The 19197-nt window shown below is 43.6% G+C and carries 18 protein-coding genes; 2 read left to right on the forward strand and 16 right to left on the reverse strand.

The window, feature by feature from the left end:
* Positions 1 to 8 precede the first annotated feature (8 nt).
* The 8 genes from ACHZBG_RS07525 to ACHZBG_RS07560 all read right to left on the reverse strand — a co-directional run bounded on the left by ACHZBG_RS07525 (position 9) and on the right by ACHZBG_RS07560 (position 7895).
* Positions 9 to 896 carry a dihydrodipicolinate synthase family protein gene (locus ACHZBG_RS07525; RefSeq protein ID WP_320128831.1) on the reverse strand — a complete coding sequence of 296 codons (888 nt, stop codon included), beginning with the start codon at positions 894 to 896 and terminating at the stop codon, positions 9 to 11.
* A gap of 11 nt (positions 897 to 907) precedes the next feature.
* Positions 908 to 2263, reverse strand: a complete 1356-nt coding sequence (locus tag ACHZBG_RS07530) for an enolase C-terminal domain-like protein (protein WP_320128832.1) — start codon at positions 2261 to 2263, stop codon at positions 908 to 910.
* Entirely contained in the window at positions 2264 to 3145 is an 882-nt protein-coding gene (gene garR / locus ACHZBG_RS07535; protein ID WP_320128833.1) for a 2-hydroxy-3-oxopropionate reductase, read from the reverse strand.
* A 368-nt stretch (positions 3146 to 3513) separates the two neighbouring features.
* Positions 3514 to 3729 (reverse strand): hypothetical protein, encoded by a 216-nt coding sequence (locus ACHZBG_RS07540; RefSeq protein ID WP_320128834.1) that lies wholly within the window; start codon positions 3727 to 3729, stop codon positions 3514 to 3516.
* Between the two features lie 63 nt (positions 3730 to 3792).
* Positions 3793 to 5715 (reverse strand): alpha/beta hydrolase-fold protein, encoded by a 1923-nt coding sequence (locus ACHZBG_RS07545; RefSeq protein WP_320128835.1) that lies wholly within the window; start codon positions 5713 to 5715, stop codon positions 3793 to 3795.
* Between the two features lie 99 nt (positions 5716 to 5814).
* Positions 5815 to 6267: a hypothetical protein gene (locus ACHZBG_RS07550; protein WP_320128836.1), complete on the reverse strand. Its 453-nt coding sequence runs from the start codon at positions 6265 to 6267 to the stop codon at positions 5815 to 5817.
* Positions 6260 to 6514, reverse strand: a complete 255-nt coding sequence (locus ACHZBG_RS07555; RefSeq protein ID WP_320128837.1) for a hypothetical protein — start codon at positions 6512 to 6514, stop codon at positions 6260 to 6262. Before ACHZBG_RS07555 ends, ACHZBG_RS07550 begins: the two co-directional genes overlap by 8 nt.
* Before the next feature lie 100 nt (positions 6515 to 6614).
* Positions 6615 to 7895 (reverse strand): MBL fold metallo-hydrolase, encoded by a 1281-nt coding sequence (locus ACHZBG_RS07560; RefSeq protein WP_320128838.1) that lies wholly within the window; start codon positions 7893 to 7895, stop codon positions 6615 to 6617.
* A 556-nt stretch (positions 7896 to 8451) separates the two neighbouring features.
* Between ACHZBG_RS07560 and ACHZBG_RS07565 the strand changes: the two genes are divergently transcribed.
* The gene (locus tag ACHZBG_RS07565; protein WP_320128839.1) at positions 8452 to 9438 is read left to right on the forward strand and encodes a LysR family transcriptional regulator; all 987 of its coding nucleotides are present in this window, start codon (positions 8452 to 8454) and stop codon (positions 9436 to 9438) included.
* Between the two features lie 198 nt (positions 9439 to 9636).
* On the opposite strand, the gene ACHZBG_RS07570 is transcribed toward ACHZBG_RS07565, so the two are convergent.
* The 5 genes from ACHZBG_RS07570 to ACHZBG_RS07590 all read right to left on the reverse strand — a co-directional run bounded on the left by ACHZBG_RS07570 (position 9637) and on the right by ACHZBG_RS07590 (position 15032).
* A complete protein-coding gene (locus ACHZBG_RS07570; RefSeq protein ID WP_320128840.1) occupies positions 9637 to 10971 on the reverse strand; it encodes an enolase C-terminal domain-like protein in 1335 nt (444 codons plus the stop codon).
* A 114-nt stretch (positions 10972 to 11085) separates the two neighbouring features.
* On the reverse strand, positions 11086 to 11937 hold the full coding sequence (locus ACHZBG_RS07575) for an MBL fold metallo-hydrolase (protein WP_320128841.1): 852 nt from the start codon (positions 11935 to 11937) through the stop codon (positions 11086 to 11088).
* Positions 11938 to 11965: 28 nt separating this feature from the next.
* Positions 11966 to 13465 (reverse strand): tripartite tricarboxylate transporter permease, encoded by a 1500-nt coding sequence (locus ACHZBG_RS07580; protein ID WP_320128842.1) that lies wholly within the window; start codon positions 13463 to 13465, stop codon positions 11966 to 11968.
* 17 nt (positions 13466 to 13482) lie between these two features.
* Positions 13483 to 13947: a tripartite tricarboxylate transporter TctB family protein gene (locus tag ACHZBG_RS07585; protein ID WP_320128843.1), complete on the reverse strand. Its 465-nt coding sequence runs from the start codon at positions 13945 to 13947 to the stop codon at positions 13483 to 13485.
* 74 nt (positions 13948 to 14021) lie between these two features.
* Entirely contained in the window at positions 14022 to 15032 is a 1011-nt protein-coding gene (locus ACHZBG_RS07590) for a tripartite tricarboxylate transporter substrate binding protein (RefSeq protein ID WP_320128844.1), read from the reverse strand.
* Between the two features lie 594 nt (positions 15033 to 15626).
* On the opposite strand from ACHZBG_RS07590, the gene ACHZBG_RS07595 reads away from it, so the two are divergent.
* A complete protein-coding gene (locus ACHZBG_RS07595) occupies positions 15627 to 16412 on the forward strand; it encodes an IclR family transcriptional regulator (RefSeq protein WP_320128845.1) in 786 nt (261 codons plus the stop codon).
* A gap of 165 nt (positions 16413 to 16577) precedes the next feature.
* Here ACHZBG_RS07595 and ACHZBG_RS07600 read toward each other — a convergent pair whose 3' ends face one another.
* Genes ACHZBG_RS07600 through ACHZBG_RS07610 form a run of 3 tightly spaced genes read right to left on the reverse strand, consistent with a single transcriptional unit; the run spans position 16578 to position 19195 of the window.
* Positions 16578 to 17426 carry an MBL fold metallo-hydrolase gene (locus ACHZBG_RS07600; protein ID WP_320128846.1) on the reverse strand — a complete coding sequence of 283 codons (849 nt, stop codon included), beginning with the start codon at positions 17424 to 17426 and terminating at the stop codon, positions 16578 to 16580.
* A 6-nt stretch (positions 17427 to 17432) separates the two neighbouring features.
* A complete protein-coding gene (locus ACHZBG_RS07605) occupies positions 17433 to 18281 on the reverse strand; it encodes a carbohydrate ABC transporter permease (protein ID WP_320128847.1) in 849 nt (282 codons plus the stop codon).
* A complete protein-coding gene (locus ACHZBG_RS07610; protein ID WP_320128848.1) occupies positions 18281 to 19195 on the reverse strand; it encodes a sugar ABC transporter permease in 915 nt (304 codons plus the stop codon). Before ACHZBG_RS07610 ends, ACHZBG_RS07605 begins: the two co-directional genes overlap by 1 nt.
* Positions 19196 to 19197 lie beyond the last annotated feature (2 nt).

Consider the following 19197-nt stretch of genomic DNA (forward strand, 5'->3'; position numbering starts at 1 on the left):
TAAGGTTTCTACAACAACCCCATTTCAGATAAGACACCTCGAAGAGAGTTCCTCTGGCTATCACTTAAAAGAGCAATCGGATCCAGACATTTCCCAACGGGGATACCTTCAAGAATCAAGCCTTCCTTGATCACTTCCGGGAAGGTTCCCATATTGGAGGCAATACGGAGAGGCGCCAGAGCAAACTGAGCCTCAAGAGAACCTTTCAGATCTCCGGCAACATATTTGTCATAGATATCGGCAGCAATTCGTGGAGCCACATTTGCGCAGGAAGCAATGGCCCCGACAGCCCCATAGCAAAGCCCTGCATAGATAAGCGTATCACGGCCAAGTAACACTCCGAAGTTATCATTTCCACGGGTAAGACGAAGATATTCCTCGGTGTTGGTAAAATCACCAGTGCTATCCTTGACCCCGACAATATTGTCTATCTCAGAAAGCTGTGCAATAGTTCCCGGTTCAACGGTCACATTGGTCTTGGGGCGATTGTTATAGATAATCACCGGTAAATCAGTATTGGCCGCGATGGTTTTATAAAAGCCATAGAGTTCTGATTGCGTCTGGGAAATAAACATCGGTGTCAGGACACTCACTGCATCGACTTTGCACTCCTGGGCCATCTGGACCAGTTCAACCGCACCTCGGGTAGTGATGCTATTGGCACCTGCATAGACAGGAACCCGGTGAGCTACCTGATCCATGGTGATTTCCAGGATCCTGCGACTCTGTTCTACAGAAAAGGCATAAAACTCGCCTGTGGTCCCCAAAGGGAATATTCCATGAACGCCATTGTCGATAAGACGATCGATCATCACCCGATATACAGGTTCATTGAAAGACCCATCTTCATGCATCGGAGAAATAACCGGCGGTATAACACCATAGGGTTTGAACATTAAAAGACCTCCTACCGTACCAAAGCCGGTTTTTTTGGGTTGAATTCCCAACCAGGAATAAGATATTGCATGCCTACGGCATCATTGCGAACTCCGAGGCAATTCTCTTCATACAGTTTATTCGCCTTGAGTATCTGGTCCATATCAATATCAATGCCCAGACCAGGAGCATCGGAAACCGTCAGATAACCATCCTCGATCACCGGAGGAACCATAGTAAGACGCTCCGTACCTTCCTGCCATATCCAATGCGTATCAATAGCAGTGGGATTGCCGGGAACTGCAGCTGCAACCTGGGCGATCATAGCCAAAGAGATATCGAAATGGTTGTTGGAATGACTTCCCCAGGTAAGCCCCATCTCATCACAGAGTTGCCCTACCCTCACGGCACCGGACATTGTCCAGAAGTGACAATCGGCAAGAGGAATATCGACACTCTGCAAAGCCAGGGAATGTGCCATCTGCCGCCAATCAGTAGCTATCATATTGGTTGCAGTGGGAAAACCTGTTGCCTTGCGGAACTCGGCCATGATTTCCCTTCCACTATAGGTTCCCTCGGCACCACAGGGATCTTCGCAATAGGAAAGAATTCCATGCATATCCTTGCAAAGTTCAATAGCTTCCTTGAGCGACCAACCGCCATTGGGATCGAGAGTTATGCGAGCCTCGGGAAAAGCTTCTTTCAAGGCTCGAATGGCCTTCATCTCTTCCTTCCCTGCAAGCACCCCGCCTTTCAGCTTGAAATCATGAAATCCATAACGTTCCTGACTTGCCTTGGCCAAAGCAACAATTGCTTCGGGAGTCAGCGCCTCTTCCCTGCGTAATCGATACCAAGGAATCTGGCTGTCCTTTTCTCTCAGATAAGGAAGGTCAGTCTTGTCTGGGTTCGCGACATAGAAAAGATACCCAAGCACCTTTACCTTGTCCCTCACCTGACCATCACCAAGCAACTGGGCAACAGGCACTTGCAAGAACTTTCCGAGAAGATCCAACAAAGGAGCCTCAATTGCGGTAAGCACGTGAATGCCCGTCCTTAGATCAAAAGTCTGCTGTCCACGGACATCATCCTCTTGCTGACCCAAAGCTTTCTTGACGTTCAACAGGGTCTGCTTGTACTGGGAAACCTTGGAACCTACCACTATTGGGGAAACCTGCTCAAGGGCAGCGGTAATCTTTTGCCCTCCGGGGACTTCCCCGACACCCAGGGTGCCATTGTTGTCTGTCAAGACAACAATGTTCCTGGTAAAGAAGGCTCCATGTGCACCGCTGAGATTCAGCAACATGCTATCGCGCCCAGCAACAGGAAATACCTGCATTTTCACGATATAAGGAATTTCTCGCTGTTCCTTTGTATCTGCATCCACCATTTATTCCACCACCACATTCGCCATTTTTTCATAGTATTTCACCATGGAACAATGGTCCTCGGTCTGCAAGCCATCGCTCTTGAGAGCCTGCATGATCTCCATTGCCTGGCTGGTAAGAGGAAGTGGGGCACTCAAGGAATGTCCGGCATTCAAGGCATTGTTCAAATCCTTGATGTGCAGTTCAACGCGGAAACCAGGCTTGAAGTTCCTGTTGAGGATCATGGGAACCTTCGCTTCCATTACCGTTGAACCTGCAAGTCCTCCACGAATGGCCTGGAACACCTTCTCAGGATCGACTCCGGCTTTCTTTGCAAGGGTAAAGGCTTCACTTACCGCTGCAATATTCAGGGCAACAATTATCTGGTTGGAGAGTTTTGCGACATTGCCGGCTCCAAGTTCTCCGACATAGACAACAGAACCACCCATAACATCAAGGATTGGCTTATATTGATTGAACAATTCCTCTTTTCCGCCGCACATGATGGAAATGGTACCATCGATGGCCTTGGGCTCACCGCCGCTTACGGGGGCATCAATCATGTCGATTCCCTTCTTTGCAAGCTCAGCTCCGATTGACCGGCTTTCAACTGGGTCGATGGAACTCATATCGATCAAGACCGTACCCGGTTTTGCTCCTTCAATAATACCACCCTTTCCGAGGGCAGCGGCCCTTACGTGGGGTGAGTTCGGAACCATGGTCAGGATCAAGGAACAGGAACGGGCAACAGAAGCTCCATCAGGAGCAGACTCGGCACCCAAAGCAACCAATTCAGCAACAGCTTCTTGCTTGAAATCACAGACCACCAAGTCATGACCAGCCTTGATGAGATTCTTAGCCATTGGCTTTCCCATTATTCCCAATCCGATAAATCCAATTTTCATATTTTTCTCCTTGCTTTCTAGGTTTCTCTCTGTAACACAAAGGGAACCATAACAACGGTAACTTTCCTGCCTTTTCCAGCCTATCCAGAAAATAAAACAGGGAACTCCCCTTACTATACTTAAATGGTAACCCCCAGCTTTTATGTTGTCAACTTAAATTTGAAAAAATAAGGTATTGATTTGATTTCTCCAATTAGTATTTTATTATTCATAACAAGCATAGTAAAATATTGATATAAATTTGATTAGTTTTTAGGCCTGCTTTTAAAAAGATATGACTTTTTAACCCCATTATACCTGCCACACCCCTCAATCAGATATTCATTTTTTATATACAATGCAAGAGTTTGCATCTCCGTTGAAACACATCATTCGGTTTCTTTTCGAAGATCTCGCCCCATTTCTTCCCGTCCAATCCAGAAATATCGACTCATTGCAATTTTTCTATAGAGTAAAATCCCTGATTGCAGCATTCCCTCCAGGAACTCAGCAAACAGATGCCTTTTCTTCTCAATTGGGTTATAACAACGTTCCTGGTCATCGTTCAGAGACAATGCAGTGCCTTCCGTTTCAAGACACTGCATCCATGGGGTTTCGAGTTGCCTCTAAAGATATTCTTGAACTATTTCCTCACGTCAATTCGATAATCAAATCGTAACGCGAGTACCATCGTGATAGAGAATACCTGTTGCAGTGTCCTTGCTGAATCTCGAGAACCATTCATTCCATATCATAAAGCACTCTGAAGGTAGAATTGCATGGGTCTTTCCCTTGACTTGTACTACTCGGAATAAAGGAACCTGGCTGGAACTGGAATATACATAGTTGATAAAATCGTCGACAATATAGGAGGGATCATCGCCAGAGGTGCCCGCTAACCTATCCTGTTGAAGATCGTATCTCTTTGTCCAAGTATTGGTTTCCGTTCCGATGTTTGCAAAACTGCTTGACGATCCTGTCTCCTTCACTCCACCCGCAAAATAAGGATCAAGAGCTCCTACCGATGCAAGAATAGGAACGATTGAACCGGTCGCATCACTTTCAGAGGACTGTTCCATGACACCTCCTGCCGAAACGGGAGCAACTGCGGCAAAAATATCGGAAAGATAATGAGCGCAAGCCCAAGTCATGGCGCCTCCCGAGGACTGACCGCTTGCATATACCCTGGAGGTATCTACATTGTAATTCTTTTTCAGCCAGTCATAGAGATATCTGACAAATGCAAGATCACTTGGTTGAGTCTCTTTCGCATCAGCAGTATTCCACATGGCCCTGAACAATTCGTTTGTGGTCATGTCACTGACATTTCTGATGGAAAGAATATGGGATCCTGTCGGACTGATTACAATGAAACCATTCTTTTCCGCTACAGATGCCCATCCTGAACGGTCTGCCATTTCATCTCCGCTACCACCAGCACCATGGAAGGTAAAGACTACAGGTACAGAAGTTGAGGTATCGAGATTCTTGGGAACATACACCCACCATTCTCTCTGGTAGACATCACTTTCATCAGCTTGGAAACCACCGGCAACCATTGCAGTAAATTTCTTGAAACCACGGGAAGCGATACTCTCATTATATCTTAGGGCGCCATTGCTTCCACCAGGATATCTTCCAAGGCCCTCAAACAGATTAGTATAGATGCTTCCGCTATAATCGCTATTCAGGCATTCTTTCCAATCCTTGGTACTGTAATAGACTTTTGCGCACCATTGATTGTCAACGGTCCCCCCAGTCATCGGACGGTAGAGCTCATCCGCACAATCGGCTTGCATTGAACAACATTCACTATGGTTTGCACTCTTGAAGAACTCAAGCAACCTTTCTGTGTCGTTGGACTTCTTGCTTGCAACAATCCAAACTGGAGTTTCTACTTGACTCAGAAGGACATCCTTGACCTTAGACGGGGCACTGCTCATTTCTTTATCCAGACTTTCCGACAAGCCCTCCGTCCCGACAAGAGCAATACCCGCCCAGTTTGCTGGATTTCTCATGCTGTTTTCCATCAAGAGCCGGGTAGTCTCCGGACCATAGGCAACACCAAAGAATTTGGCAGCAAAGGCACAAAAGAAAGGTCTATACGAAACATCCTTGTTCAGGGCAGAAATATATGCCTGTTCTGCGTCTTTGGTACCCCAGATACCTGTACTGTCGGTTTCAAGCAGGACGATATTTATCTTTTGGGTTTCAGCTACCTGTTTCCAGCCGCTTTTTACCAAAAAGTCATAGGTATCGTTACCTTGGGGAACCATTACAAATACAGTCATCTGATTATATACCGAATCAGCTGGGATATAGAACTTTGCTGTTCTGGTTACCGTTTTTGATACTACACATTGGAAATTGTAGTATCCCTTCAGCACCTGTCCGTAATAATCCTTGGCATTGATGACCATGTCTTCTGCTTTCGGAAGTTCCATAGCCTGGACAGTCTCTGTTTGTCCGGTTACCTGAGCAGAAACAACCTGTTGTTCCTTGGTTCCTTCTGCAAAAAGGATAGTTCCACTACCCAACATGAAAAACAATAGCATCATCAAACACAAACCCGTATACTTTGATCTGAACATTCACAAACCTCCTAAAACCTATAGGCATTTTTCAACAAGATTATCGAAGTACTTGCATCCTCAAATCTGGGGATGCACCTATATTTTCTGATACCCAAGTTATTTTCTAAACGGAGAGACACCCGACGACACGACAATTTCATTGGAACCAGTCAGCTCAACAGAGTAAGTCATGCCTTGTTCGAGGGAATCCAATATATTCTGCGCCTCTTGCTTTGAATTCAATCTTTGGGTTCTCAAAATTTCATGCCAGAGCGGGTGAATTTCTTCAATAGGACCTGATGCGATGGCACCTTTATATCCATCATCCACGTGTGCACTGAGCTGGATATACCATCCTTCGGGATCGTGTACATAGGAATCCTTCATGATAGCAATACCTCCGGAAAGGTCTTTTCCTTCCGCATTGAAGATTCCACTTAGAGAAGGGTTCTTGTTTTGGAACATATCGAATCCATGCAATAGCAGCCCTTGGTCTTCCATGGTTATCCTGTAGGTCCCGGACTCTCTCCTGAACGGCCCATATTTTTGTATCGGCGTATACTTATACATTGCATTGGGGATATTGGGTAAGATCCCTATTTTCATACATTCCTTCGTTTACGATGACATCATAGCGTTTCTCACAGTAATTTATGAATTCCTCACGACCTTTGACCATGGCAGACAAGAACGGGATTCCCTTACTTTCTGCAGCCTTGTGTATTTCCAGAATCGGGTATTGGTTTGTGTGTTGGGGGGCAACATAATCAACATCAAAATTCTGCTGCAAGAATTGCAAGCCATAAGCGAATGCCAAACGAAGGAAATCCTCCTTCATTGGCATATCCGTCAAACCGTTGACGCCATATCCGCCACAATACCCAAAGGAAACTTTTGCTCCATCCTGTTCCGTTACTTCAAAAATAAAAGAGAGCGTACCTTTTTGTGTGACCTGCTGTAACGGTGGGATAAATCCTTATATTACCAAAATCCATCCACGTATCATTTACGTAATACTTGTCTATGCATTGCAGCACTTCCTGGTCGGCAATCAATCCCTTGATATCAGGATATCCATAGATATCATAACCTTTGTCATCCTCGTAACTTTCATATACTATAGGATTTCCCCCAGCATTTTTGATCATTCTATCCAGTTCAAAGGTTGTCCCGTAATGGTCTGCATGACCATGAGTGAGCAGGATGTAGTCTATATCCCTTGGGTTGAACCCCATTTTCTCAATGTTTCTCCAATATTGGTATCCACTATTTGGCCAACCCGAATCGAGCAATACCAATCCTTTTGAGGTATTGAACAGATACATGGCCACTTCATTGTCTCCGACAAAATACATTTTACCCGGTACAATCTCGAAGGGTTCCGTAGATGTATAGCTTGGATAGGTATTGGGTTTTGCATGGGACTTGCCCCCATTTTCAGCAAAAAAACTCCCATTTGGCATATCATCAGGGGCAATCATAATATCTTTGGGAATGACCGTCTGGGGAGTAATGTAGAACAATTGCACGACTTTTGCCTTGGCATCATTGAGATAATTTGTATCGAATACCACTACGGCTTGTTGACGATCCGCTGTCTTCCAATATACACCATCAATCTTTTTGGTTACGGGAAGCGAATCAAGTGTTGCTGGTACAATTGTATTTTTCTCGCTATCGATGCAATACACCTGTACATCGGGGGCAAGGGAATAGTTCTCCGTAAATTTATTGCCATCCCCGAGGGTTACTGTATTTGCCGTTTTATCCAGCACCCAACCACTTGCAATCATATTTCCGGGAATATTGGCATGGGAAGAAAATTCCGGCCCATATTTCATCATTTCAAAGAACTGCCCATTGGCTGGCTGAAATAGTTTATTGAAGGTAACAAGATTCCCGGCATTATCCTTGATCAATTCAACAAAGGTTCCTTTGCGCACCTTCATATCGTTGCTGAATTGGTTTTTTGTTGTCAGCAAAGCAAAGGTTTCGGCAGTAAGTGTTTTCGTTGTCAAGGTCTCCTTACCTTGTCCTGATAAAACAGTTATGGTTATGGTCTGGTCTTTGTTGTCCGTGATATCCTCGGTTACATATCCCAAGGAAGAAGTTGTCGCATTTTCGGCAACTCCATTGGCAAACAACATTGGTGTTGAAACCAAAAGACTAAGAAATAAAAAAATAAGATGCTTTTTCATTGTTTATACTCTCTCTTTTTTCCAAGATAGGTGATTTTCCCATCAGGTGTTCGCGTGTATTCAAAAGGAAATCATAAGGAAACATGTAGCTTCTTTCAGGAAAGAGCGCGGGGGGGGGGTATCCTGGAAGCAACACCATCAACTGACGCAATTTGGCACATCATCTCATCAGAATAACAAACCTTCGACGAACTATTGGCAATAATTGGCAGGCTTTATTATTTAATCAGAAACTTCGGGAAGTTGCTTTGCCGTTAACTGGTCTGAGATCCCCTCACTCTTTATGCTCCTTGGCTCTACAAAACCAAGGAATGCAAGATGATGAGCGTAACTAATAAAATACCTAGAAATAATATCCTTTTTCTCTTTCTCTCCTTTTTGTGACAAATAAGAATATTTGTTTAATTTTTACCACTCTCATAAGCTATAAATCAAATTAGATTATATAATTGTTGTATTTTCACCATGTTGCAAAGTATAATCTTCAATATGCTATAACACAACTTCATAAAATTAAGAGAAAGACTTGAAAAATATAAGAAAGGAGTCTGCTAACATGGATTTAAAAGGATTGGAATATGTCATTGCAATTGCCGATGAACAAAGTATTTCAAAGGCGTCCGAAAAAATTCATTTGTCTCAATCTGCACTCAATCAACATCTGCTTCGATTGGAAAAAGATCTTGGGATTCTCTTATTTTCCAGAATTGGCCGAAAAATGATAACAACCAAGGCTGGGGAAATCTATGTATCTGCAGCCAGGGTGATGTTGCAAAAAAAGCAAGAAACGTATTGTAAATTGGCTGAGATTCAACAACAGGGGAAAGCAAAGGAAATTTCCATTGCTTTCAGTCCTGAACAAGGTTGTCGAATGTTTGCTCGCATATTTCCGCTCTTCCATGAACAGTATCCTGATATATCTTTTCATGTCGTCGAAGCCAGATCAAAAAAAATGGAACAATTGCTCATTGACAATCAAGTTGATCTTGCATGTCTTGTGCATGTCGTTGAAAACCCTCTTCTTACCTACATGGATGCCCGAACCGAACATGTAGTGCTTGCAATGCCAATAACGCATCCCTTGGCATATTTAGCAGGCGACAATAGTTTCCTGGAATTTCCTTCCATTGATTTGGGATTGTTGGCTGAGGATATCTTTGTGCTGCCACTTGCCGACTCTGTATTGAGAGGTATCATCAATAGGGCCTTTTCAGATGCAAAAATACATCCTCAGGTATTATTCGAGGCTGCAAACAATCGAATGGTTCGGGATATGGTCATCAAGGGAACTTGCCTCGGCTTTTTTCAACAATCCTACGTACAGAAAGAGCTTCCCCTTGTATATTTTTCTTTTGGGACTATTTGTGAGTGGTCTCTGGGAACAGCATGCCGGAAAGGATACATACTTTCAGAACAGGAACGGACATTCATCTCTTTCCTTCGAAGGAATAGTTCAGGAGATTGTGTTTTGCAAGAGTCCAAGAATGCAGTGATCGACTCTCGACTGCAAAAAGCCCCCGCTTCTAGGATTGAATTGGTTTGAGCTCTCAAACGATATACAATGCAGTCAATATTCCCGTCAAGGCTGCCCTACTATACTGTTTTTGCCTACCAAAAAGAAAAACCCTGCCCTTTGCGGGACAGAGCTTAGTCAACAGACTTGCAAAGCGAATAAGGCATAAGCGCCTGCCACAAAAAAATTCTCAAGACAAACCAATTCAAAAAACCTGAAATAAGGTTTTCACCTTACCATACAAGGTTTCTTTGAATCGAACTTCCAGCCAGGTATCAGGTACTGCATACCCACTGCATCATTGCGTTCTCCACAGGGAAGTTTCTTATACAATTCGTGGGCTTTCAATACCGCATCCATATTGATGTCAATTCCAAGTCCTGGCTTTTCAGTTATCTTGATCTTTCCTTCCTTGATCTGGGGAGGATCGTTCGTAAGATATTGGCCATCCTGCCAAATCCAGTGGGTATCGAGGGCTGTGGGGTTCCCCGGAGCGGCGGCAGCACACTGGGCATAGACAGCCAACGTGATATCAAAATGGTTATTGGAATGGCTTCCCCAAGTGAGATTCCAGTCATTGAGTATCTCGCCAATCCTGAGAGATCCTGCCATACCCCAGAAATGAGGGTCAGCAAGGACAATATCCACCGATTTTTCAATAATGGCATGCTTGAACTGTCTCCAGTCGGTTGCAATCATATTGGTTGCTGTAGGAATACCAGTGGCTTCCTTGAATTCGGCCATGGTCTCTCTCCCGGAATATCCGGATTCGGTACCACAGGGATCCTCGGCATAGGTCAGGGCACTTCCCTTGCAGAGGTCAATGGCTTCCTGAAGCTTCCAGGCGCCGTTCGGATCAATGTTGATCCTTGCGTTGGGGAATCTTTTTGCCAAGGCGGCAATGGCTTCCATCTCTTTGGTCCCTTCCATGACTCCGCCTTTCAGTTTGAAGTCCTTGAATCCATAATAGGCTTCAAGGGCTTCGGCCTGGGCAAGAATTCCCTGGGTATCCATGGCAGGTTTGCGCCTCTGCCGAAACCAAACATTGTCGCTGTCCGCTTCATCAATGTAGGGAAGATCCGTCTTGGTATGGTCTGCCTGGTAAAACAGGTACCCAAGCACAACAATCTCATCCCTCTGTTTTCCCCCGGCAAGCAATTCGCATACAGGGACTCCCAAAAATTTTCCCATCAGGTCCAAAAGGGCAGCCTCAATGGCCGTCTCCCCGTGAACGACATCCTTGAGTTTTCCCAGATCGAGATTCTGCAAGCCATCGCTACCCTTGCTTCTTTTGTTGTGCAGGGAATGCAAGTTGCTGATGATATTCCGATAGGCACCGATGGGTTGTCCCACGACATAGGGAATATAGCTTTCCAGCGCAGCACAAATGGCTTCGCCTCCATGTACTTCCCCAACCCCTGTATTACCGGAATTGTCCTTGAGAATGACAATATTCCTGGTAAAATAAGGAGAATGGGCTCCACTCAGGGACAACAGCATACTATCGTACCCTGCAACCGGATATACTTTCATATCAGTGACAATAGGTGTTTTATAACTCATACCATGATTTCCTTATAGATTAAATAAAAATGCTGAAAATGAAATTCAATCATTTCAGCATTTTTGCCAATAAATACTATAACCATATATATTAATGATATAGTGTCTTAAATATTAATTAGCTTTTTCATTTTCAACCATCAAAAGAACTCTTTCCAACCTCTCTTGCATCAACTCATGCCAGATCGAGGGATCATCATAGGGATTGAAATCCTCGGTTACCTGATCCTGCAACAACAGGATTCCAACTTGGTTGGTATGGGAAGGCAGGCAGACATCAACATGCAGGGTATCGAGTTTTTTCAATCCTTCAATGAACTCTGCTTGCAAGGAGAATGGCAAACCCATTTCTTCAAGGCCTTTTTTTGAACAAGAAAGCCCGATTCCCCCATGCATGCCACAGCGCAAAATTTTTCCGGTTTTCTTGTCTTTGACATCGAAGAAAAAGGAAGTGCAACCTGGCGTATGACCGGGAGTAGAGACAGTCTGGATGGAAACATTTCCTTGAACAATCGGCTTGTCATCGCTATAGATAAAATCAGGCTCAAACTCACCGCAGGTGTAATCTCCAATCATGATAAGATCTTTTCTTTCATGTAAATACATCAAGTCCCTTTTGCCTAAATACATATCGGCACCGGTCAATTCCTGTAAGGTACGGGCGCCGCCTATATGATCGATATGGGCATGGGAGAGAAGTATCTTCTTGATATCATGACAGTCGTATCCTAGTTGCCTGATATTCTCCAATAAAAGATACACAGTTTCATGCATTCCCGTATCAATGAGAATAAGGCCGTCCCCTGTATCAATCAAATAACAGGCAACCCAGTTGTTCCCAGAAATATAATATACACCCGGAGCCATTTTTATTGGCTTTTGATACGTTTTCCAAGGTTCCCTACAACATTCTTCCATAAGCACCCATGGTGAGGGTGAGTTTTTAGCAGTACTATTCAATGGCATCTATATCCTCCAAGAATAAAGATTTAAATTATTTTCCGAGCTTCCGTTCCTGAATTGTTTGTAATCCCTTTTTAAATAAAGGCATAAACAAACTACCCAAGGTAATGAGCAGGAGAACACAAGAAATTGGACGAGTAAAAAAGGTTGTTGCAGTACCAGTATATTGAAATGCCTTGAGCATATTCAATTCCAAGGTAGGTCCGAGAATAAATGCAAGAATAAGTGGAGCAACCGGCATCTCCGCAAATTCCATGACGATTCCGATTATGGCAAAGACAATCAACATTCCACATTTATACAGGCTGCCGGAGTCGACATAGCAACTTACAAAAGAAATTACCAACAGCACGGGATACATATAATGGTAAGGAACCTTCAAGATTTGCGGGAAGAGTCTCATCCCCAAGGCTTGTAGGATGAAAACGACTATGGCACAAGCCGCTACTGCTGCAAACATAAGGTAGACAACATCACCGCTATTCTTGAAAACCATTGGTCCCATTTCCAGACCATGGACGGTGAGTGCTCCGATAAGAAGAGCAGTGGTTGAATCACCAGGGATGCCCAGTGCCGCCATAGGTATCAAGGAACCTCCAATCGCAGCATTATTCGATATCTCGGAGGCCCAAACGCCCTCAGGATTTCCTTTTCCGAATAGTTCAGGGGTCTTGGAACCATTCTTGCAAGCAGAATAGGCAACCAAGTTGGATAATCCTGCTCCCATTCCTGGAAGGAACCCAATTCCCAAGCCGATCCCGAACGACCGCAAGATATTTTTCATTTGAAGCTTTATTTCTTTGAACGTGATGCCAATGCCCTTGATTGATTTTGTATCAACCTCAGGGAGAGTCGCGAATCCTTTGGCATATTCAACGATTATCTTGCTAACTCCAAAGATACCGATCAACACGACAATCATGCTCAAACCGCTCATCAAGTACATATTGCCAAACACAAAACGGGATTCTGCATCAATTGGGGAAAATCCCACGCTCGCAAACAACAAACCTACACAGCCGGAGGCAAGTCCCTTGAACATGTTGCCCTTGGAAATTGCCACAACCATGGTAATTGCAAAGAGACACAAGGAAAAATATTCCCAAGGGCCAAGCTTGAATGCCAAATCCGCAATTGTCTTGCTCAGCAAAGCACCTAAGATGGCACTGAAGAAAGTACCAAAAAAGGAAGCTGTCATTCCAATGGCCAACGCTTTGCCGGCTTTGCCGTTCTGGGCCATTGGATAACCGTCAAAACAGGTGGCTACGGAAGAAGGAGAGCCAGGGATTCCAAGAAGGATTGACCCTATGAAAGCTCCTGAACATCCCCCGACCCAAAGGCTGATCAGCAGTATTATTGCAGGACCTGTTGCCATTGAAAAGGTCAAGGGCATGAACAGTACCACGGCCAAGGTTCCAGACAGACCTGGAATAGCCCCAAAGATAATACCAATTACGTTTCCCATGACGAGGAGGACTAAATTATAGGGATTACCAAATTGTGATAAAATATATGGAAGATATGTTAACATGTTGCGTCCTCTTTCCTTTATTCGAACAACAGCCCGCTAGGTAAGGGCAGTTTAAAAATGTAAGAATATATAAAATAAATTATTAGGCTCACCAAAATTGAGAAGATGATCCTGTTTATTGTTTTAGTCGGTTTTCCATGGGCAAATAGTGTCACGATCACATAGGTGAAAATTGGGGTTATCAATAAATAACCAAAATATTTCAGCATCAAGACATATACACAAAGAAGAATCAGGCTAAACACTAAACGCAACCAGCCTTCCTTGAGGAGAAAAGTTTTTTCATCCCTTTTGTTCAAGGTACTGGAAACAAATATCCCGGCACCACAAATAAAAAAGCCAATGGCTGCAAGTCCTGGCAAGAATTTCGGTCCTGGATAGGACAGGGAAAACTTTACATCGAATTGTTGTATTATTATAAAAACAACCAAGCCAAGCAATATCAATAAGACGCCGGCAATTTGGTCTCGTTTCAATTTCATCTCTTCATACTCCTTGGCGAGAGGTTTCCCTCTCGCCAAACTTATCTTTTTATTGGTTCGAAACTATCTCTTGGTTATTTCTTCACCAGACCTAATTCTGCAGTAACTTCATTAAGTTCCATTTGTTGTTTCTTCACTGCGGCCAGACCAACTTCAGGAGAATAGAATTCCATTGCAAATCCGGCAGGTTCGAGGATTGCATTGACTGAAGGATCAGCTGCTGCCTGTACATAATAATCGCGAATCATGGATATCAAGGCAGGATCCATTCCTTTTGGACCGAGGAATAGGTTGTAAGTTCCAAACGCAAAATCATATCCCAATTCCTGGAAACTCGGGACATCGGGAAGTACCGAGCTTCTTCCACCAGTGGAGTCAATGGATACTACACCAAGAGCTGTTGCCTTCTCGGCTTGAATGTATTGCTTTGCCTGGTTTGGGTTTACAAAACAAGCATCAATATTTTTTCCAACCAAGGCAGTCAATTTCTCGGTATCGCTACCAGCTTCGACAAACTTGACCTTGATTCCAGCGGCCTTCGCAAAAAGCCCTGACTCAATATGGGCTGTTCCACCAGTCTCTACACCAAAGAGCAAGGTTCCGGGAGCCGCTTTAGCCGCCTTTACCAGATCATCGACAGTCTTGTACTGAGAATCGGCAGACGCCACCAATACATATCCGGCCAATTCAGTCATATGGGAGACACCGATGATACTGAAATCATCAACTGCATTATACTTGTATACGCCAGTTGCGGATTTGATGAGCATGGTAGAATGAAATTGCAGGATCGTGCTGCCATCTGTTTTTGCCGTGCGAACTTTTTCCATGGCGACAACACCACTTCCATCAGTATTATTTACAATGGTTATTGTATTGCCTGCCAACTTAGCAACCTGGTTACCCAATGTTCTTGCCATTACATCTGTTCCACCACCGGCACGGGCGGGAACCTGAACTTCGACTGATTTAACCCATTTTACGGGAGATTCGCTTGTTGATGATCCTTTTTCCTCTTGACCATTTGCAAACGTAAATGAAATGCAAACGGTGAAGACAAGAGCTAATGCGAGTAATTTTTTCATTTTAATCCCTCCAAGGCATTAAGTTACATAAAATATGTACTGTTCTTTTGTAATTCTTTAAAAAGTGTAAGGGCATTTTTTAGATAAGTCAACTTTTATTTGATTATTAATATCTATTGCATAATTTTTTCAAAAATATATTGATTTATACTCTAAAAAAGCTCGTATTGTAATTTTTCCATTTTATACTCATAAAAATGTGGGTATATAAGACGGACTCCACAAGGAACCTCAACCAATGGGCCGTCATTTCCATAGTGTTAAAATAGGAAAATCATCGCCGAGAACAAGAGCCTTCAGTTTTATCGTATCAATGTCCTTTGCAAGAAGTGTTGTTCCTTGGTTCAGGAGAATACTACCCGACTATATCAATACACGTTGGGCACGTACCCAACAGGAAGGATTAACCATTTCCAGTGCCTGGAGCAATACTAAAAAACCTTTCGTATGATTTCCATTGGTAATTGCCAAATTAGTTTTGGTTTTTATCAACTAACATTTGATTTCCTACTGATTTCTTGATAGTATAAGAAGTACATTAATTAAGGAAATGGTATATATAATTCATACCAAGCCCCAAAAAAGGAAATATATATGGATTCAGATCCTGACCGCTACAATATCAAGACCGTTGAACGCGCTTTTCAGATTCTCGATTTTGCCAGTGAGCAATCAGGACCAGTATCTATCCAGGACATCGGTTCGGCCCTCGATATCAATACCAATATGGCCTTCAGGCTCTTGGCTTCCCTTTTGAATTCCGGTTATATGATAAAGGATTCTTCCACCGGACTCTATTCTGTCTCCCTTAAATCCCTGAGGCTATCCAGGAACGCCCTTCATTCCGTAGAAATACGGAAAGTCTGCATGCCCTATCTGGAATTGCTCTGGAATGTCTTTCCCAAGGCAAACCTCAACATGGCAGTCTATTATCAAGGTGATGTCCTGGTAATAGACCGCATTGACAGCCAATCCCTTCCCAGAACCTATTTCACACCGGGAAGGACCCTTCCCTTCCACTGCACGGGACTGGGAAAGATTCTTACCTGCACCTTACCCGAAGCTGAAATTGACCAACTCATCAAAGATCGTGGAATGAAACAATACACACTCAGCACCATAACAACCGCTGAAGGAATCAAGGAAGAATTGAACAAGGTCCGTCTGGAACAAGTCGGACGAGACAGAAACGAATTTATCAGTGGAGATAACTGCAGTGCGGTACCGGTATATGGAAAGAACGGCCAGATTATTGCAGGAATCAGCCTTTCCGCCCTGGAACCCTATATGAAAGGCGAGGAAGTCGAGGCAGCCATTCCCAAACTCAGGGAAACAGCAATAAAAATTTCTTACACGATGGGATTCAACGAAGGAATCTAGCCCTTCGTTCCCTACCAAGAAAGGATAGGAAAATGGGCAATCCTTGCTCGTCTTCCTATCCTTTATTTTATAATACCGCAAGAAGCATGTTTTTGGGTGCTATCACTTACTGCTCATCATCTACCTATTATTGCAAAGTGGCCTTACCTTCTCCTCTGAATACCTTCATTCCTTTCCATATCGGAATTGTTCTCCAAGCAACGGAATATGATACAGTATTTCAGGACAGTTTTCCTGCATAAGAGAAGCAAAGACAGCAGGGTCTGCACCATTGGCGGCAAACATATCAAAATGGGTCGGAACCAAAAGTTTTGCCTGAACGGCCCTTGCAAAAGAAATAGCTTCCGCCGCATCCATATTTCCGATTATACCCTCCTGGTGCCTTCGCTCATCTCTTCCGTTGATGGGAAGCAGCAGGATAGTAAGGGGGCGTGCCTTCTGCATCCTGTTTGCCAAGACAGGTTCCAAGATTGCATCACCGCTATGAAAAAGCCGGATGGATCCAAAATCAAAGAGAAACCCAAGAAACTGGGAATTCCCCTGTTCATCGAAGACATAATTCTCATGGGCAACCGCAACAGCCTCCAAAGAGCACGTAGATGATAAAACAAGCTTCTCCTCTTGCCTGACCAAAAGAACTTGGGCAGGATCAACTTTTTTCAGCAAATTCCCATGGGCCGCGGAAACAATGCATTTTGCATCAGGATTTGATAACAACACCCCTTGCACGGTACCCAGGTCCAAATGATCTGCATGGGCATGGGAACAACACAGATAATCAAGATGAGGACAGTCCTTTGGTTCGAAAGGTGGGGCAAACAACCTTCTGGACTTCCCTTGTTTATCGAATAAATCACTGAGAACAAGGTCAATTCCTACCACCAGATCAGTACTTTTAATAATGAAACCACATTGCCCGATAGGCCATAGGGCCAATTGCCCATCGCAAACCAAAGCTTCATCAATCTCTTTTTTAAGTTCCGCACCTTTTTTGATCCATTTTCGTATTTCCATTTGTCTTTACCCCTTGATACCAGTAGTCGAGACCCCTTCAACAAAATAGCGTTGCGTAAAAAAGAACAAGATGACAAGCGGCAATATAGACAACAAAGCCATAGCCATTACCTGGTTCCATTGTACCGCAGAAGCCGAGTCAAGGGAAATTCTCAATCCCAGGGAAAGAGGATACTTCTCCACCTTGCTTATATAGATAAGTGAATTGAAAAAATCGTTCCAGGTCCACATGAGTTGAAACAATCCAGCTGAAAAGAGCGCTGGTTTCATCAAGGGCAAGAGAATTCTCCCGAATATATTCCAGGAATTGCAACCATCGATTCGAGCCGCCTCATCCAGTTCTGTCGGGATACCTCGCAAGAACTGAAGCATCATGAAAATAAAGAACGGATAGCAAGCGAAAAGAGCAGGAACGATAAACGGAAGATAGGAATCCAGCCAACCCCATTTGTTGAAAAGAAGATAGCGGGGAATGATAATTACGGAATTAGGAAGCATCAAGGTGGAAATCATGATGGCAAAGAATATTCTCTTTGCGGGAAAGCGAAAGCGTGCAAAGCCATAGGCAACAATGGAACAAGATATTACGGTGAAAAGAACCGTTGGCGTTACCATCTTGAGGGTATTTATGAAAAAAAGTGAGAACGACGTTTTTCCGACACCTTTCCAGCCTGCGATATAGGCATCAAGATTAAAATGAGAAGGAAGCCCCCTGGCAGAGGTAAAGATCTCCGCATTTGTCTTGAAAGTGGCCAAGAACATCCAAATAAAAGGGTAACACATCAGATAGGCAAACAGGATCAAAACAAGATACCTGATACTCGTAATAAAGGATTTCTTTTTTATCGTATACATTAAAACTTCCCTCCATCCTGGTAGTACACCCACGCTGAGGATGAACGAAATATGATAAGCGTGAAGACAAGGATGATTGCAAACATAATCCAACTGATAGCAGAGGCATACCCCATTTTAAAGTTATTGAATCCTTCAGTATAAAGTTTCAGACCAATGAGATAGGTGGATTTCAAAGGTCCACCCTTGGTGATGACAAAGGCAGAAGTGAAATTCTGCAACGCATTGATGGACTGCATGATGAGGTTGAAAAAAACAATCGGGGTAATCATGGGGAACGTGATATAAAAAAACTTCTTGGTCAAGGAAGCTCCCTCGATGGAGGCCGATTCATAGTATTCAGCTGGAATTTGCTTGAGAGCTGCAAGGAAAAGAACCATGGAAGAGCCAAACTGCCAGATTTGCAAAAGGCTTATGGTAATAAGGGCTATATGAGGAGACCCAAGCCAATCGATAGCCGGAATAGAGAGTTTTCCCAATAGATCGTTGACTATTCCTTCTTTCATGAACATCAATTTCCATAAGGCAGAAATAGCCACGCTTCCCCCAAGAATGGAAGGAAGATAAAAAACTGTCCTGAATCCGTTCACCCCCTTGATCTTCATATTCAGTATCAGGGCGACACCCAAGGCAAATATCAGTTTACCGGGAACAGAGATGCAGGCATACAACAGGGTTGTCCCAATGGATTTTTTCAAATCAGGGTCAATGGTAAACAATCTGACATAATTTGCAAAACCAATGAACTTTGGTTTGCTCAGGATATTGTAATTGGTAAAGGAATATACAAAGGAAGAAATAAAAGGATAGAATTGAAAAAGTGCAAAACCGATAATCCAGGGAGCAATGAATATCAAGCCCTCAAATTGTCTATATCTTTGGTGCACCAAAGTCCTTTTTCCTGCTTTTATCATAC

This window comes from uncultured Sphaerochaeta sp., assembly GCF_963676625.2.
Classification (GTDB): domain Bacteria; phylum Spirochaetota; class Spirochaetia; order Sphaerochaetales; family Sphaerochaetaceae; genus Sphaerochaeta.

Bases quoted from the DNA above. Each gene is read 5' to 3' on its own strand.
- ACHZBG_RS07525 (WP_320128831.1), bottom strand. From the start codon at position 896: ATGTTCAAACCCTATGGTGTTATACCGCCGGTTATTTCTCCGATGCAT.
- ACHZBG_RS07530 (WP_320128832.1), bottom strand. From the start codon at position 2,263: ATGGTGGATGCAGATACAAAGGAACAGCGAGAAATTCCTTATATCGTG.
- garR (WP_320128833.1), bottom strand. From the start codon at position 3,145: ATGAAAATTGGATTTATCGGATTGGGAATAATGGGAAAGCCAATGGCT.
- ACHZBG_RS07540 (WP_320128834.1), bottom strand. From the start codon at position 3,729: ATGCAGTGTCTTGAAACGGAAGGCACTGCATTGTCTCTGAACGATGAC.
- ACHZBG_RS07545 (WP_320128835.1), bottom strand. From the start codon at position 5,715: ATGTTCAGATCAAAGTATACGGGTTTGTGTTTGATGATGCTATTGTTT.
- ACHZBG_RS07550 (WP_320128836.1), bottom strand. From the start codon at position 6,267: ATGTATAAGTATACGCCGATACAAAAATATGGGCCGTTCAGGAGAGAG.
- ACHZBG_RS07560 (WP_320128838.1), bottom strand. From the start codon at position 7,895: ATGAAAAAGCATCTTATTTTTTTATTTCTTAGTCTTTTGGTTTCAACA.
- ACHZBG_RS07565 (WP_320128839.1), top strand. From the start codon at position 8,452: ATGGATTTAAAAGGATTGGAATATGTCATTGCAATTGCCGATGAACAA.
- ACHZBG_RS07570 (WP_320128840.1), bottom strand. From the start codon at position 10,971: ATGAGTTATAAAACACCTATTGTCACTGATATGAAAGTATATCCGGTT.
- ACHZBG_RS07575 (WP_320128841.1), bottom strand. From the start codon at position 11,937: ATGCCATTGAATAGTACTGCTAAAAACTCACCCTCACCATGGGTGCTT.
- ACHZBG_RS07580 (WP_320128842.1), bottom strand. From the start codon at position 13,465: ATGTTAACATATCTTCCATATATTTTATCACAATTTGGTAATCCCTAT.
- ACHZBG_RS07585 (WP_320128843.1), bottom strand. From the start codon at position 13,947: ATGAAATTGAAACGAGACCAAATTGCCGGCGTCTTATTGATATTGCTT.
- ACHZBG_RS07590 (WP_320128844.1), bottom strand. From the start codon at position 15,032: ATGAAAAAATTACTCGCATTAGCTCTTGTCTTCACCGTTTGCATTTCA.
- ACHZBG_RS07595 (WP_320128845.1), top strand. From the start codon at position 15,627: ATGGATTCAGATCCTGACCGCTACAATATCAAGACCGTTGAACGCGCT.
- ACHZBG_RS07600 (WP_320128846.1), bottom strand. From the start codon at position 17,426: ATGGAAATACGAAAATGGATCAAAAAAGGTGCGGAACTTAAAAAAGAG.
- ACHZBG_RS07605 (WP_320128847.1), bottom strand. From the start codon at position 18,281: ATGTATACGATAAAAAAGAAATCCTTTATTACGAGTATCAGGTATCTT.
- ACHZBG_RS07610 (WP_320128848.1), bottom strand. From the start codon at position 19,195: ATGATAAAAGCAGGAAAAAGGACTTTGGTGCACCAAAGATATAGACAA.